We start from the raw sequence: 14,767 nt of genomic DNA on the forward strand, positions 1-14,767 counted from the left end.
TTATCTTGCCCCCTGTATCAGTTCCCGGTAGTCCCGGATATAAAAATCAGCTAATTCTTTCTTTTCTTCGGTCATGGAAAGTGAAAATACGTCCTCGACCGCGCCGACGCGCATACCAGCCCGTTTTCCAGCCAGAATCCCCGCCGGGACGTCCTCAAATACCAGACATTTTTCCGGCTGTACGCCCAGATCCGCCGCTACTTTCAGATAGATATCCGGCGCCGGTTTTCCTGCTGCCACCTCACAGGCAGTTGCCACCACACCGAAATAGGAACGGATATCCAGAGAATCCAGCACGGCTGCTACCATATCCTGTGCATTGCTCGTTGCAATTCCCATGCGGATTCCTTTTTTCTTTAAAAATGAAAGAAATTCCGCAACACCCGATTTCAGCGGTACCTCATGGCGGTATTTATCGATCGACATTTCAATCCAGATGGCCTTTATCTCATCCAGGGTCATCGGCAGCTGGAAGCGATCTTTAAAATAGATTGCTGTCTCGGAAAAACTCATGCCCTCGATCACCTTCTCAAGATCTTCCGGACAGTCATAGCCGTAACGCTTTAAAAATTCCACGTCGATCGCTTTCCACATCCACATGGAATCGACCAGGGTGCCGTCGAGATCGAAGAGGACGGCGTCTACTGTGTTCCAATTAATTTCAGGAGGTGTGTTATTTTGGATGTCTGACAAATTTTCGTCATTCGATACACAATTTTGTGAGATTAGCGTTCTTTCTTTTAACGCTCTAATTTCATCTTCCGTCAGCGCCCGGTACTCTCCCGTCGCCAGTGCCTCATCCAGGGCAAGCGGTCCCATCGAAAGGCGTTTCAGGTAAATGACTTCGCCGCCCTCTGCCTCAAACATCCGCTTTACCTGATGAAATTTTCCTTCATGGATGGTCAGGCGCGCCTCGCAGAGGTCTTCTCCTGCGTCGTTCCATTTTTTCTCGATCACAAGCTCTGCCGGCCGTACCGGTGTGCCATCCTTCAGCGTCAGTCCTGCCTGAAAGCGCGCTTCGATTCCTTCTTTCAGTGTTCCCTTTACGCGTGCAAAATAGACCTTATCCACGTGTTTTTTCGGTGCCAGAAGCTCATGCGCCAGCGCACCGTCGTTTGTGATGAGAAGCAGTCCTTCCGTATCAATATCGAGGCGTCCGACCGGGAAGAGGTCTTTTCGCTTTGCTTCATCAATAAGGTCAATGACAGTCTGATAGCGCCCGTCTTCCGTTGCGGAAACGACGCCCTGCGGTTTATTTAACATATAATATTCCGTGTCTGCCCAGCCAACCGGCTGTCCATCCAGTGTAACCCGGGTTTCGTCCGGGAATATTTTCCGGTCAGACTCGCGGCAGACGGTTCCATCGACCAGAACCCGCCCTTTGCGGATCATCTCTTTTACCTGACTGCGCGTTCCCTGCTTCATCTCTGCCAGGAAACGGTCTAAACGTATACTTTTACCCTGTCCCATCACTGCCACCTCCATCCGGGATTGTATTTATTTTTAAGCTGACCGCCCCGTTTCTGCGCCCAGCCAAGTGGAAATCCATCCACACAGATTAGTACAAGACCATCTGCTGCCTCTTCCTCTGCGGCTGTCAATGTCTCGCCCTTTAAATAGCGGATCGTGCGCTCATCCGAGGCATTAAAATTTAAGTAATTTACAAATTCCTTCATCCGCAGGTTCATCGCCAGCGCCTGGGATGGTTCAAACCGCCCTTTTTTCAGTTCTCCGAGCAGAAGCCCGGTACGCAGACAGCGGAGCGGCTTAAAATAGCGCGTATTGTCGCCTGCCAGCGCTGCCGGGAGATAATAGATGCGCTCGTTGTCACGGTAGAATTGATCGGGATTCCAGGTTCTTACCGGAAGCTGGCGCAGAAGGTCGAACAGGGGAGAAAAGTCTTCGGCTGTCTGGTTTTGCACCCCGTTTTTTCCTTTTCTAAACGTTTTCCCTTCCGCTTTTCCATAAGCCATCTGTCTGGACTTACCATCTTGCGCCATACGGCACAACCGCGCTTCTATTTTCTCTACCGAAAGTGGAGCGCTCAATGCTTTCTCACCAGCATTTTCCAAATCCCTGACATTTGCGTCCGGTTTCTCCGCCCGCTTCTCCAGCAGCGCAACAAAATGTCCTTCGCCCTCCAGACGGTGCGGAAACAATCTCAGACAGCCCTCAATGCCACGGCTTCCCTCAAAGCCATATTCCGGTTTCTGCGGCACGACCGCCATCTCCGGATATTTCTCCAGAATATACTCGATCGTCCCCTCGTCCTCGCCCCTGTCAAAGGTACAGGTCGAATAAACCAGTTTCCCGCCCGGCGCAAGCATCTGCACGGCACAGTCGAGAATCTGGCGCTGCAGAGGCGCATAATAATCGGGACCTTTTTCGTTCCAGCTCTTTACCATCGACGGATCGCGGCGGAACATACCTTCGCCGGAGCACGGCGCATCGACCAGAATCTTATCAAAAAACTCCGGCAGGATGCCAGCCATTTTTTCCGGTGCCTCGCTCGTTACACAGATATTTCCCGCTCCGAACATTTCCAGATTTTTAAGAAGCGCTTTTGCGCGCGAATTGCTGATATCATTGGAAAACAGGACACCTGTACCGGCTAATTTCGCCGCCAGTTCCGTACTTTTACCGCCCGGTGCCGCGCACAAATCCAGAACCCGGTCGCCCGGCTTGATCGGCAGCCATGCCGCCGGTGACATCGCACTCGGTTCCTGCAAATAGTAGAGTCCCGCGTAGTACCACGGATGCCTGGATGGGCGTTCGCCCTGATAATAAAAACCGTTCTTCGTCCACGGCACTGGTTTCAAATTCCAGTCCGCCGTCTGTGCCATCTCTAAAAACTGTTCCGGTGTCAGCCTGCCCGTGTTGACGCGCAGCCCTGAACGCGGCTCTTCCTCATACGAAGCCAGATACTCCGGGTATTCCTCCCCCAGAAATTGTTTCATTTTTTCAAGAAATTCTTCCGGCAGTTCTCGGTAATCCAATCGTTTTCCTCCTGTTTTTGTCTATTGCTCTGTATATCCATTTATAATCGTGATTCTAAAGACTTTTTCTTCGCGCTCATTCGTTCTTTCTTTGTTCGGTATGCCGGTTTTCAGGCTTCCAAAAGGAATGAGCCATTTTCTGTCTACATATATATAATCTATCTTTATATTACTTTTTAATGATAGAAAGGCGCTCCCATGCCATATATAAAAAAAATAGTATCCGCCCTGTTCCCAGCACTTATCCTGTCGCTTCTGCTCTCGCATCCGCGTCTCTCTGCGGATGGGGCACAGAAAGGACTTCTTTTATGGTTCAATACGGTCTTTCCGACGTTATTTCCCTTTATGCTCTTCTCAAAGCTTTTAGCTGAACACGGCGGCGTCCGGCTGCTTCTAGCGCCATTTCACCCAGTTTTGAAACATCTTGGTATGTCTGTCTACAGCGGCTATGCCCTGCTTGCCGGGATGCTCTGCGGTTACCCGATGGGAATGAAAACTGCCGCCGATTTTAACCAGAAATCGCTGCTTTCGGCACATGAAAAACGGCTTCTGACCGCCATCAGCGCTTCGCCAAGCCCCATGTTTATCGCCGGATATGCTGCACCTAGGCTGAACCCGGCAGTTCCGTCAAACTATCTGGTTCTGGCACTATATACGCCGCTTTTATTGGTTGGAAGTCTCCTATGCATTTATAATAAAGTAACTTCTTTTAGCCTTCAAAACCGATCTTTTTCGAAACAAACCGGCTCTGTCAAGCCCGCCCGCACAAAATCCACATCCGTCTCCGTTCCCGCTTCCTTCGACACCATCCTGATGGACTGCATCGAACTGCAGGTCCGCATCGGCGGTTTGATCATGCTGTATTCGATCCTCGCTGCCTTTGCCGACGCCTTCTGTTCCGGCACGCTGCGTCTGTTTCTGATCGGGACGGCTGAAATGACAACCGGCATCGATGCGATCGCCCGTTCTGGTGCTATATTCAGTATCCCGGTTCAATCCGGTGCGATAGCGGCGTGTGCCGCGTTTGGCGGGTTATCCGGGATCGCCCAGACAAATTCAGTCATACGGGACAGCCGAAAAGACAGAGAAAAAAATGCCGGACTTTCCATCCGGCATTATGTACTGTGGAAACTGGTTCACGCCAGTCTCTCGTTCGTTCTCTTTATTCTGCTGCTTCGCCGGATGCCGCCTGTGTAGCGGCCGCTGCTGCCTCGGCGCCTGTGTTCTCCTCCGGCTCGGTCACGACACTGCCAGCCAGCTCATTGCGGTTGGAAGATACGACATCGTAGCTGGACTGCATCGAACTCATGTAAGACTCGAAACGGCTCTGCGCGCCCTCCATCGAATGCTTGATGATGGTCTGCAGGCTGCGGAGCATGTCGTCCGTGTACTGAACGGAACCCTGGCGGATATTGTTTGCCTCTGTGACAGCGTTGTCCACGATCTGCTGTGCCTGTGCATTTGCCTGCTCAATAATGCTGTTTGCTTCTGCATATGCACGCTGCATGATCTCATGCTCATTAACCAGCTCATTGGTCTGGGCGGTCGCCTCGGCTACCATCGCGTCTGCCTGGGAACGTGCCTCCTGCAGAATCGCATCCTGGTTGCTGATGATCTTCTGATACTTCTTGATCTCCTCCGGAATGCGAAGACGCAGTTCCACGAGCAGTTCTTCAATCTCTTCTTTATTTACTAAAATCTTCGTGTTGGACAGCGGCTGAAACTTGCAGCTGTCGATATAATCTTCAATTTCTGTGATGATCTGTTCAATTCTGCTCATAGCTTTTCTCCTTACTTACATTCCCTGTCTTCCTGAAGCGCCTGGTATTTCTCCTGTACTTGTTTTGCAATGACCGGATCGAGAAATTCGGAAATGTCTCCGCCGTACATCGCAACCTCTTTTGCCATACTGGAACTTAAATACGCGTATTTAAGGTTCGTTGTCAGAAACAGGGTATCTATTTCGGGTGCAATCACCCGGTTCATCTGCGCGAGCTGCAGCTCATATTCGAAATCCGTGATCGCACGCAGACCACGCACGATGACCTTTGCGTGATTCTGGCGCATGAAATCGACCAGAAGTCCGTCAAACGACTGCACCTCCACGTTAGGAATGTCTTTTGTCACTTCCTCTAACATCTTAACACGTTCTTCGACAGAAAACAACGGAGATTTTGCGTTATTACACAAAACTCCCACGATGACCTGATCAAAAATTTCGGAGGATCGCTTTATAATATCAAAATGTCCGAGCGTCACCGGATCAAAGCTGCCCGGATAAATGGCTGTTTTCATCTTTTTTTCTCCTTTGGTATTCAAGCTTTTCGGATAAACAGATGTTTATTCGTCTTATATATCTTCTCTTTTTCGAGATGGTATCCCAGTTCTGAAAGGTAGCTGCACCCGGTCTCTTTCGATGCCTCTGTGATGATCATCGTATGTTCATCTGCCAGGGACGAATGCGCCAGATAAGTAAGCACTTCTTTCTCCCAGAGATGGTTGTACGGAGGATCCATAAAAATGAAATCAAACGCACTCTTCCGGTTTTCTATCCGTTTCAATGCATCCGAAATATCACAGTTTAACAGCGTCGCCTTATCAGCCAGGCGGGCCGCTTTCAGATTGTCACGGATGCAGTCCGCCGCTTTCGGATTCTTCTCCACAAAAACAGCTTCTTTTGCCCCGCGGCTTAAAGCTTCGATCCCGATCGCCCCGCTTCCGCTGAATAAATCGAGAAATGTGCATCCATAGATATCATTCTGAATCATATTAAAAAGAGTTTCTTTGATACGGTCCGTCGTCGGTCTCGTATCCATTCCCTCGATCGTCTTTAAAGTAAGCCTTCTGGCACTTCCTGCTATTACCCGCATGGATTTTTCTCCATCTTACTAGAAATATTAATGTATTTTGAACTGCAACCGTAAAATTCACCAAACAGTTTGCGTATTTTTTAACACTACATCTGTTCTATTATAGTATGAGTTTTACTGATATACAAGCATAAAATCGGATCAATACTAACTTTTTTCCCTACATTGTGGGTGTTTTGCCCCAAAATGTCAATTTGCACAAAACCTTCTAGTGTATTTCACTTTTAAGATCCGCATACTGAGAATGTAACAAAAAGAGACACCCGGACAAACGAAAGTTTGAAGGGGCACACGCAAAAAAGGAGGCGTCTGTTATGTCTAGTTCCAACAACACTAACAAAACCAATGTACCGGAAGCCAAGGAAGCGATGAACCGCTTTAAGATGGAGGTTGCCAATGAGATTGGCGTTCCGTTAAGCGAGGGCTACAATGGTAACCTGACCTCCGCACAGGCTGGTTCCGTCGGCGGCTATATGGTCAAAAAGATGATTGAGGAACAGGAAAAAAAGATGGCTGGTAAATAAGGCATCGTAGGGCTCTTCTGAATCTTCGCTGAAACGGCGAAAAAAACGGCAGCAGCATGATTGACAAAACCGGACTTGAACGACCGATTTTCAATCATGCTGCTGTTCTTTTCTGCAAAACATTCATTCACTTGTTTGACAGACAGATTGTATACTTACTTTAGCGATAAAAATGCCGCCAGATTCCCCCTCTTATCTCCCATCACGCGGTGTGAATATAAAAGATCCGGATTGCATTTCGTACATACATTCGTCACAGCCAGATGCTCCGGCAAAATTCCGGCATCCAGGAGCACCCGGCGGTTCGCGCCCCAGAGGTCAAGCTGGTACTTGCCATTCCCCTTATTCATGAGAATCGATTTCCCATTCCAGGAATAACAGGATGTTGAATCATCCTGACTGATTTCTGCTCCAAATTCTTCTTTAAATGCGTCTGCCACATCCTCACTGACCTCATAACAGTCCCGGCATATGCTCGGTCCGATGCAGACGCGCAGATCCTCCGGCTTCGTGCCGAACGCCTCTCCCATCGCCTCGATCGTTTTCTGTCCCATCCGGTGAACGGTTCCCTTCCAGCCGGAATGCGACAGTCCGATGGCATGATGCACCGGATCTACAAAATATAATGGTACACAGTCCGCAAAAAATGTAACCAGCGTCAGCCCCGGCACGTTTGTGATAAGCCCGTCGATGTTTTCATAATCGCGTTCCCGCCAGATTCCTTTTCCAGCGTCCGCTTCCGTAACAAGACGGATATTCGTCGTGTGCGTCTGATGGCTGAGCACCATCTTTGACACATCCGTTCCCAGAATCCGCGCCATTTTCCGGTAATTTTCAAGCACATCGTCCCGGTTGTCGCCGCGCGTCAGCGAAAAGTTCATCGTACTGAAATACCCCTTGCTCGCTCCGCCAAGCCGGGTAGAAAATGCGTGGCGCACCATCCTGGTCTGCTCTAAGAGCGGAAAGGTAAAATAAGCCACTCCGTTTGACTCATGAAGGGTAATTGGTGCCGGATGAACTGTTTTTTGTATATAGGTAAGCGCCATGATTGTCACATCCTTTTTCTGTCTCTTGCTCAAATCTGATTGTGCAGTTTTTGAATTCTCTCATTTGTAATTATCCACACCAGAACGCGTCCCGAATTAACCTCACGTTACTGCCAAGCACCGCCACCACATCAAACCGGCACGGCGTGTCCTCGGAAATATGATAACGCGTCATATAATACCGGGCGGTACGAAGAATCCTCGCCTGCTTGCGGGCATCCACTGCCTCCGCCGGATCGCCTTCGTGTTCATCGCGGCGGTATTTGACCTCGATAAAAACCAGGTAGTCTCTATCTCTTGCGATAATATCAATTTCACCCTGGCGACAGCGGAAATTCCGGCAGAGAATCTGATAACCGTACCGGGTGAGATATTCACACGCCAGGGTTTCATATTCAGTTCCGATGGCACGGCGGTTGAATGAATTTCCATGAAGATGAAAGTTTCTTTCTCCCATTCAGCTCCTTTTCTGTTATTTCATTCCCTGCATCGCGGCTTCCTCGCCCAGCAGCTTCTTCAAAAAGGTTCTCCGGTGGATCGGGCATGGACCATAGGTTAAAATTGCCTCGTTATGCATCTTGGTTCCGTATCCTTTATGCTTCGCAAACCCGTATTCCGGATAGATTTTATCGTACTCCATCATCATATGATCCCTCGTCACTTTTGCCAGGATACTGGCTGCCGCGATCGAGACACTTTTTGCATCGCCCTTGATAATCTTAATCTGCTTTTCCTCCGAAATCCCCGGAATGATGACCGCGTCATTTAAAAAGATATCCGGCTCCTGCGGAAGCTGTGCGACTGCCTGACGCATTGCTTCATAGGTCGCCTGCAAAATATTGATGGAATCGATCACCTCCGGGCTTACAATTCCAATTCCGTAGGCAGCTGCCTTTTCTTTGATTTCCAGAAATAATTCTTCCCGGCATTTTTCCGACAATTTTTTGGAATCGTTCAGCCGCAGAATCGTACAGTCTTTCGGAAGTACCGCGACCGCCGCCACCACCGGACCGGCTAATGGACCTCTGCCCGCCTCATCAATGCCGCAGACGATCCCTGCACTTTCGTACTGATGTTCATAGGCGCGCATTCCTTCGAGACGCGCCAGTTCTGCTTCCAGTTTTTCTCCTGTTAGTTTTCTCATGTTTTCCTATACCTCCGGCACTTCCAGCGTCACGCGCCCCAGTTTGCCGCTGCGGAAGTCATCTAATAGGAAGCCAGCCGCTTTTTTCGTATCCAGCTCGCTGCCCTTTAAAAGACAGGAACGTGCCCTTGCGATTTCACGCAGAATTTCCCAGGCTTTTTTTGTATCTTCGCCGTCCCCAGCCGTATTCTCAACCAGCGTCACACCATACCGCTCTTCCAGGCGCTTTCCGTAACGTCCGGACATATTTTTGATCAGCTCGGCTGCCAGCTCTTCCTTATCCAGAATCTCATCGTTGATCGAGCCGATAAATGCAAGGCACAGTCCCACATTCGGATCTTCAAATTTCGGCCAGAGGATTCCCGGCGTATCGAGAAGTTCCAGTGTCTTATTTAAGCGGATCCACTGGTTTCCCTTGGTAACACCCGGTTTATTTCCAGTCTTGGCGCAGGCTTTTCCGGCAAAGGAATTGATAAAGGTCGATTTTCCGACATTCGGAATGCCGACTACCATTGTCCGCACCGGGCGGTTTTTGATACCGCGGCGGCGGTCACGCTCAATTTTCTCCTTACATGCCTCCTGCACCAGCGGCTGGATCTGCTTCATTCCCATGCCGCTGCGCGCGTTGATGCGGAGTGCATGGATGCCCTGCTCCTTAAACCATGCGATCCAGCGCTCTGTACAGCCGTCGTCCGCCAGATCCGCCTTATTTAAAAGGACAATCCGTCCCTTTCCCTTCGCAAGCTCATCAATATCCGGGTTGCGGCTGCCGAGCGGCACGCGCGCATCCACCAGCTCAATCACCAGATCGATTAGCTTGATATCTTCCTTCATGGCTCTTTTTGCCTTTGTCATATGTCCAGGGTACCATTGTATCTGCATGAAATTTTCTTCCTTTCTTAGAACCTATCTCGACGAAATCAACCCAAACCGGCTAACCGGCTGGATCCGCAGCCAGACCTTTCCTTTGATCTGCCGGAACTTCACATTTCCCACATTGGAAAAGCGGCTGTCCTCACTGCCGGAGCGGTTGTCACCCAGCAGAAAATATTCGTTTTTATCCAGACTAATCGGATATTCCGCCAGTCCAGCCAGAGCCGCCTTACCCAAGTCGTTCGGGGCGTCTAATTTTTCATTATTAATGTAAATATAACCGTCCTTGATCTGCACCGTCTCACCTGGCAGTCCAATGACGCGTTTTATATTGTAATTTCCCGTTTCTTTTTCAAATACGATAATGTCATAGCGCTTTGGGCGCATCACGCGGTAACTCAGGCGGTTCATCAGAACCTTTTCGTTCTGCGACAACACGGGTTCCATCGATTGACCGCTCACCCGTATCTGCGTCCCCATCGCAAACACGGCGAACCACGCGATCGAAATTACCACCGCGATATCCACGATCCATCCGACCACCAAACGGATGCGGTTCCTATCCTCTTTCAGCTCCATATGTCACTCCCTCTCTATCCAATGTACTCTCGGAGTCTTTTTTGCACTTGCTTTTGTGGCTGATTTTCCGCCAGCCGCACCCGAATTTCATCAACGCTCATGTATGTGGTTGGTGCCCAGCCTTCCCCCTATGGATCGAAAAAAGCTGCTGCACAGCTCCTCCCGCCGCGCCGGACACACATAACCGCATATCCGGATACACAGCGGGCTGACCTGTACAGCAGCCCCATCCGCTTCAGAAATTATTTTACTAACTCTTTTACCTTCGCTGCCTTGCCGATTCTGGATCTCAGGTAGTTCAGTTTTGCTCTTCTTACTTTACCTCTTCTTACTACTTCAACGTTCTCTACAGACGGAGAATGTAACGGCCAGGTCTTCTCTACACCAACACCGTTGGAGCTCTTTCTAACAGTGAAAGTCTCGCGAACGCCGCCGTTCTGTCTTTTAATAACAGTTCCCTCGAAAACCTGAATTCTCTCGCGGTTTCCCTCTTTGATCTTAGCAGATACACGTACTGTATCGCCTACGTTGAAACTCGGAACGGTTTCCTTTAACTGAGCTGCTTCAATGTTCTTAATAATCTCGTTCATCTTTGTGAACCTCCTTTAAAATCTTTGATGTTCTTAATACGATCTTTTATCCCGTAAAAACGTGCTTCCTGTAACAGCGGAACATCTCTTTATTTCACAGAATATGATTTTATCATAGAAATCCTTGATTTGCAAGGACTTTCTGCTCCCTTTTTTAGAGTTTTTTGGTTTCTTTTTCCTCTTTCTGACGAATCAGCTCTTCCAGATATTTCTTCTCTTTCTTATCCAGAACCGCATCCTTTAAAAGGTCCGGGCGGCGTTCCAGCGTCCGTTCGATCGATTTCTGACGGCGCCAGGTCTCGATATTTTTGTGATGCCCGGTCAGAAGTACGTCCGGGACCGCCTTATCCATAAATACAACCGGGCGGGTGTATTGTGGATATTCCAGCAGATTGTCGTGAAATGACTCAAATTCCGCGGATACGTCATTATTTAACACACCAGGCACCAGACGGGAAATGCAGTCGATCATAACCATCGCCGGAAGCTCACCGCCCGTCAGGACATAATCGCCGATGGAGAGATAGTCAGTTACAACCAGATCCAGCGCGCGCTCATCGATCCCCTCATAATGCCCGCAGAGGAACACCAGATCCTCTTCTTTCGCCAGTTCTTCCGCGATTTTCTGGTTGAAAACCTGCCCCTGCGGAGTCAGATAGATCACTCGCGGACGTTTTCCGGTGCGCGCCGCCAGGGCTTCATATGCATCGTAAATCGGTTCCGGCTGCATCACCATACCGGCGCCGCCGCCATAGGGCGCATCGTCTACATGATGATGTTTGTCCTTTGAGTAATCGCGGATATTGACCGCCTCAACCGAGATCAGCCCTTTGTCAATCGCACGCCCCGTAATACTTGTGTTCAGTCCCCCCATTACCATCTCCGGGAACAGGGTCAGAATATGAAAATTCATCCGTTTCTCCTATATTTATACAGCACTTTCACAACGGTACTTTTATTTTAGGATTGTCATTCCATTTACAGATCCAGAAGCCCGTCCATGATATGTACCGTTACGGTGCCAGCCTCCAGATCGACATTCAGGATGCATTCCTTGATGGACGGGAAGAGGTATTCTTTGCCCTCAGGTCCTTCGATCAGATACACATCGTTAGCTGCTGTCTGAAGGATATCTTTCACCGTACCGAACTCCTCGCCCTCATCCGTCAGCACTTTCAGACCAATCAGATCGGCAATGAAATTCTCATCCGGATTCAGTTTCACCGCCTGATCGCGGGTGATCAGAATATCCTTATTACGGAATGGCTCGCAGTCCTCAATCCGGTTCATCTCTTTAAATTTAAGAATGACCATATTTTTGAAAAAACGCGCCTGTTCCACGGTCACCGGCATTTTTTCTTTTCCAGTGTCGATATACGCTTTTTTTAATTTTTTAAAGCGATTCACATCATCGGTGGTAGGGAATACTTTCACATCTCCGCGCAGACCATGCGGGGACGTAATTACACCAACTCTCAGATAATCAACCATTCTGTAATCCTCCTGTATGAAATAGAACGTGCCTTGCATTCCCGCGCCGGGTTGCGGTTGCGTTGGCATCCTCTTGAATTTCCTGTGATTGATATAAAAAAGCCGGACACCCTTTCAGGCAGCCGGCTTTTCAGCTTCGTCTGTATTACTGAATCTCTACAATAACTTTCTTGTCTTCCTTGGATGAAGCCGCCTTGACAACCGAGCGAATCGCTTTCGCGATACGACCCTGTTTTCCAATTACCTTACCCATATCGGCCGGTGCAACGGAAAGCTCGATTACAGTCTCGTCGTCTTTGACCGATTCTGTAACCACTACCTCGTCCGGGTTCTCAACCAGTGCTTTCGCGATAACTTCTACTAATTCTTTCATACCTTTGCACCTCACAGGTCAGTATGCTTGATTTACTGGATACCAGCGATCTTTAAGAGTTTACCAACAGTCTCTGTCGGCTGAGCGCCTGTTGCTAACCATTTCTTAGCAGCTTCCTCGTCGAATTTCAGAGTGCTCGGCTCTGTGTTCGGATCATAGATACCGATCTCCTCGATAAATCTGCCATCTCTCGGGGATCTGGAATCTGCAACAACGATTCTATAGAAAGGAGCTTTCTTCTGACCCATTCTTCTTAATCTCATCTTTACCATTTTAAATTACCTCCTGAAATTTTCCTTATTTCCTTGAATTATAAAATATAGCTAATGCACACTGCATCTACTAACACTTGTTTAAAACGGCAGCTTCATCTTGCCAAGCATACCGCCGAATCCGCCAAGACCCTTGCGTTTTCCGCCGCCTGCCATGCCCGGAAGCTGTTTCATCAGCTTTTTCATATCTCCGAACTGTTTTACCAGGCGGTTGACTTCTGCGATATCCACGCCTGCGCCCTGTGCGATTCGTTTCTTGCGGGACGGATTCATCAGATCCGGGTTGCGCCGCTCTTCGGCTGTCATCGAGAGGATGATCGCCTCCACGCGCCCCATCGTCTTCTCATTTTCATCTAAATCCAGACCTTTAAGCTGTCCCATGCCCGGCATCATGCTCATGATGCTCGCCATGCCGCCCATCTTCTTGATTTGGTTCATCTGATCGAGGAAGTCGTTGTAATCAAATTCTGCCTTCTTAATCTTGCGGCCGAGTTCTTTTGCCTTCTCCTCGTCGATCACAGCAGATGCTTTGTCGATGATGGAAAGAACATCGCCCATGCCCAAGATCCGGGAAGCCATACGGTCCGGGTAAAACTGTTCCAAATCGGAAAGTTTCTCGCCCATACCGACATAGAGAATCGGTTTTCCGGTTACCGCCTTGATAGAAAGAGCCGCACCGCCTCGCGTATCGCCATCCATCTTTGTCAGAACCACACCGTCAATGCCGATTTTGTCGTTAAACATGCTCGCTACATTGACTGCATCCTGACCAGTCATGGCATCTACAACGAGAAGTGTCTGATAAACATCCACATTCTCTTTGATCTCAACCAGCTCATCCATCATCGCTTCATCGATGTGGAGACGGCCGGCTGTATCGATGATAACCACATTGTTGCCATTTTTCGCCGCGTGCTCAAGCGCTGCCTTTGCGATATTGACCGGTTTGTGGTTCGTTCCCATCGCAAATACGGGAACACCCTGTTTTTCACCATTTTTCTGCAGCTGTTCGATTGCCGCCGGTCGGTAGACATCACATGCTGCCAGCAATGGATTTCTTCCCTTTGCTTTGAGCTTTCCGGCAATCTTTGCCGTCGTGGTCGTCTTACCAGCACCCTGGAGACCTGCCATCATGATGACGGTAATCTCATTGCCCGGTTTTAACGCAATCTCTGTCATTTCGGAGCCCATCAGCTTGACCAGCTCGTCGTTGACAATCTTTATTACCATCTGTCCTGGATTCAGACCATTTAAAACATCGGTTCCAATCGCCCGCTCCTGTACAGAATTGATAAACTGTTTTACTACCTTGAAGCTTACATCCGCTTCCAGAAGGGCCATCTTGACTTCTTTGAGTCCGGCTTTTACGTCGCTCTCGCTGAGTCGTCCCTTGCCTGTCAGGTTTTTAAACACATTCTGCAGTTTGTCTGCCAAGCTTTCAAATGCCATCAAAAACCTCCTGCATTATAAATCCAATATCTCGTTTGAGATTCGCCCGATTGCCTCAATCAGCGCCTGATTCTGTGTCTGGCTGAATTCTTCCGTCAACCGATGAATCTCAGTTACTTTTTCCTTGGTTTTCTGGAATTTGGCAATCAGTCCAAGCTTTTCCTCATAACCAAGAAGTGTACGGTCACAGCGCCGGATCAGATCATGCACACCCTGACGGGTAATGCCCTGTTCGTCTGCAATCTCACCGAGGGATAGATCGTTAAATACCACATCCTCATATACACTTTGCTGATGCTTTGTCAGGAGTTCTCCGTAGAAATCATACAAAAGACCCTGTTCAACAATTTTTTCCATTCCTCATCACCTGTGTTATCATACACGATAATCTAATTGGTGTCAAGTATTTTTTCTTTACACTAATTAGATTTGTGTTTTCTTGTTACTGTTCACAGGTAGGCACTTTTGGAACCGAAAGTGCCGTAAGAAAACGTGGTGGCAGCAGGAATTTGCCGTATTTAAATGCGAAGCCACGGCAAATTCCGTTACTGGGCACGTAT

General features: G+C 48.8%; 19 protein-coding genes. 2 read left to right on the forward strand and 17 right to left on the reverse strand.

The features are described from left to right. Together DWV73_RS13120 and DWV73_RS02265 are read right to left on the reverse strand one after the other, a co-directional pair. Positions 1 to 1,470, reverse strand: coding sequence for a pseudouridine synthase (locus tag DWV73_RS13120; RefSeq protein ID WP_117795437.1), 1,470 nt, complete (start codon positions 1,468 to 1,470; stop codon positions 1 to 3). Further along, positions 1,470 to 2,996: an RsmB/NOP family class I SAM-dependent RNA methyltransferase gene (locus DWV73_RS02265; protein ID WP_117795439.1), complete on the reverse strand. Its 1,527-nt coding sequence runs from the start codon at positions 2,994 to 2,996 to the stop codon at positions 1,470 to 1,472. The genes DWV73_RS13120 and DWV73_RS02265 overlap by 1 nt, the downstream gene beginning before the upstream one ends. A gap of 198 nt (positions 2,997 to 3,194) precedes the next feature. On the opposite strand from DWV73_RS02265, the gene DWV73_RS02270 reads away from it, so the two are divergent. Next, entirely contained in the window at positions 3,195 to 4,193 is a 999-nt protein-coding gene (locus DWV73_RS02270; protein WP_242995703.1) for a nucleoside recognition protein, read from the forward strand. Here the strand turns inward: DWV73_RS02270 and DWV73_RS02275 are convergent. Genes DWV73_RS02275 through rsmD form a run of 3 tightly spaced genes read right to left on the reverse strand, consistent with a single transcriptional unit; the run spans position 4,159 to position 5,866 of the window. Next, positions 4,159 to 4,776, reverse strand: coding sequence for a hypothetical protein (locus tag DWV73_RS02275; protein WP_022358776.1), 618 nt, complete (start codon positions 4,774 to 4,776; stop codon positions 4,159 to 4,161). The genes DWV73_RS02270 and DWV73_RS02275 overlap by 35 nt on opposite strands. An 11-nt stretch (positions 4,777 to 4,787) precedes the next feature. Next, the gene (coaD, locus tag DWV73_RS02280) at positions 4,788 to 5,291 is read right to left on the reverse strand and encodes a pantetheine-phosphate adenylyltransferase (RefSeq protein WP_022358775.1); all 504 of its coding nucleotides are present in this window, start codon (positions 5,289 to 5,291) and stop codon (positions 4,788 to 4,790) included. A gap of 20 nt (positions 5,292 to 5,311) precedes the next feature. Then, entirely contained in the window at positions 5,312 to 5,866 is a 555-nt protein-coding gene (gene rsmD, locus DWV73_RS02285) for a 16S rRNA (guanine(966)-N(2))-methyltransferase RsmD (protein ID WP_022358774.1), read from the reverse strand. Between the two features lie 314 nt (positions 5,867 to 6,180). Here rsmD and DWV73_RS02290 point away from each other — a divergent pair, with 314 nt between their 5' ends. Beyond that, the gene (locus DWV73_RS02290; protein WP_022358773.1) at positions 6,181 to 6,390 is read left to right on the forward strand and encodes an alpha/beta-type small acid-soluble spore protein; all 210 of its coding nucleotides are present in this window, start codon (positions 6,181 to 6,183) and stop codon (positions 6,388 to 6,390) included. Between the two features lie 155 nt (positions 6,391 to 6,545). Here DWV73_RS02290 and pgeF read toward each other — a convergent pair whose 3' ends face one another. The 12 genes from pgeF to ylxM form a co-directional block, all read right to left on the reverse strand. Then, positions 6,546 to 7,436 carry a peptidoglycan editing factor PgeF gene (pgeF, locus tag DWV73_RS02295; protein WP_117795441.1) on the reverse strand — a complete coding sequence of 297 codons (891 nt, stop codon included), beginning with the start codon at positions 7,434 to 7,436 and terminating at the stop codon, positions 6,546 to 6,548. 70 nt (positions 7,437 to 7,506) lie between these two features. Next, complete coding sequence (locus tag DWV73_RS02300; RefSeq protein ID WP_117795443.1) at positions 7,507 to 7,893, reverse strand: YraN family protein; 387 nt, start codon at positions 7,891 to 7,893, stop codon at positions 7,507 to 7,509. 15 nt (positions 7,894 to 7,908) lie between these two features. After that, positions 7,909 to 8,580 (reverse strand): ribonuclease HII, encoded by a 672-nt coding sequence (locus DWV73_RS02305; RefSeq protein ID WP_117795445.1) that lies wholly within the window; start codon positions 8,578 to 8,580, stop codon positions 7,909 to 7,911. A gap of 6 nt (positions 8,581 to 8,586) precedes the next feature. Further along, complete coding sequence (ylqF, locus tag DWV73_RS02310; protein ID WP_022358769.1) at positions 8,587 to 9,462, reverse strand: ribosome biogenesis GTPase YlqF; 876 nt, start codon at positions 9,460 to 9,462, stop codon at positions 8,587 to 8,589. 24 nt (positions 9,463 to 9,486) lie between these two features. After that, positions 9,487 to 10,032 carry a signal peptidase I gene (lepB, locus tag DWV73_RS02315; RefSeq protein ID WP_022358768.1) on the reverse strand — a complete coding sequence of 182 codons (546 nt, stop codon included), beginning with the start codon at positions 10,030 to 10,032 and terminating at the stop codon, positions 9,487 to 9,489. A 242-nt stretch (positions 10,033 to 10,274) separates the two neighbouring features. After that, positions 10,275 to 10,622: a 50S ribosomal protein L19 gene (gene rplS / locus DWV73_RS02320; RefSeq protein WP_022360232.1), complete on the reverse strand. Its 348-nt coding sequence runs from the start codon at positions 10,620 to 10,622 to the stop codon at positions 10,275 to 10,277. Positions 10,623 to 10,776: 154 nt separating this feature from the next. Continuing rightward, positions 10,777 to 11,535 (reverse strand): tRNA (guanosine(37)-N1)-methyltransferase TrmD, encoded by a 759-nt coding sequence (trmD, locus tag DWV73_RS02325; protein WP_117795448.1) that lies wholly within the window; start codon positions 11,533 to 11,535, stop codon positions 10,777 to 10,779. Positions 11,536 to 11,600: 65 nt separating this feature from the next. After that, positions 11,601 to 12,113, reverse strand: coding sequence for a ribosome maturation factor RimM (gene rimM, locus DWV73_RS02330; protein WP_022360234.1), 513 nt, complete (start codon positions 12,111 to 12,113; stop codon positions 11,601 to 11,603). A 145-nt stretch (positions 12,114 to 12,258) separates the two neighbouring features. Beyond that, positions 12,259 to 12,486 (reverse strand): KH domain-containing protein, encoded by a 228-nt coding sequence (locus tag DWV73_RS02335; RefSeq protein ID WP_022360235.1) that lies wholly within the window; start codon positions 12,484 to 12,486, stop codon positions 12,259 to 12,261. A 32-nt stretch (positions 12,487 to 12,518) separates the two neighbouring features. After that, positions 12,519 to 12,758 carry a 30S ribosomal protein S16 gene (gene rpsP, locus DWV73_RS02340; protein ID WP_106999919.1) on the reverse strand — a complete coding sequence of 80 codons (240 nt, stop codon included), beginning with the start codon at positions 12,756 to 12,758 and terminating at the stop codon, positions 12,519 to 12,521. Positions 12,759 to 12,839: 81 nt separating this feature from the next. Then, entirely contained in the window at positions 12,840 to 14,207 is a 1,368-nt protein-coding gene (gene ffh / locus DWV73_RS02345; RefSeq protein WP_117795450.1) for a signal recognition particle protein, read from the reverse strand. A 15-nt stretch (positions 14,208 to 14,222) separates the two neighbouring features. Then, a complete protein-coding gene (gene ylxM, locus DWV73_RS02350) occupies positions 14,223 to 14,564 on the reverse strand; it encodes a YlxM family DNA-binding protein (RefSeq protein ID WP_117795452.1) in 342 nt (113 codons plus the stop codon). Positions 14,565 to 14,767 lie beyond the last annotated feature (203 nt).

It is taken from the genome of Clostridium sp. AF12-41, from assembly GCF_003461685.1.
Taxonomy (GTDB): Bacteria; Bacillota; Clostridia; order Lachnospirales; family Lachnospiraceae; genus Otoolea; species Otoolea fessa.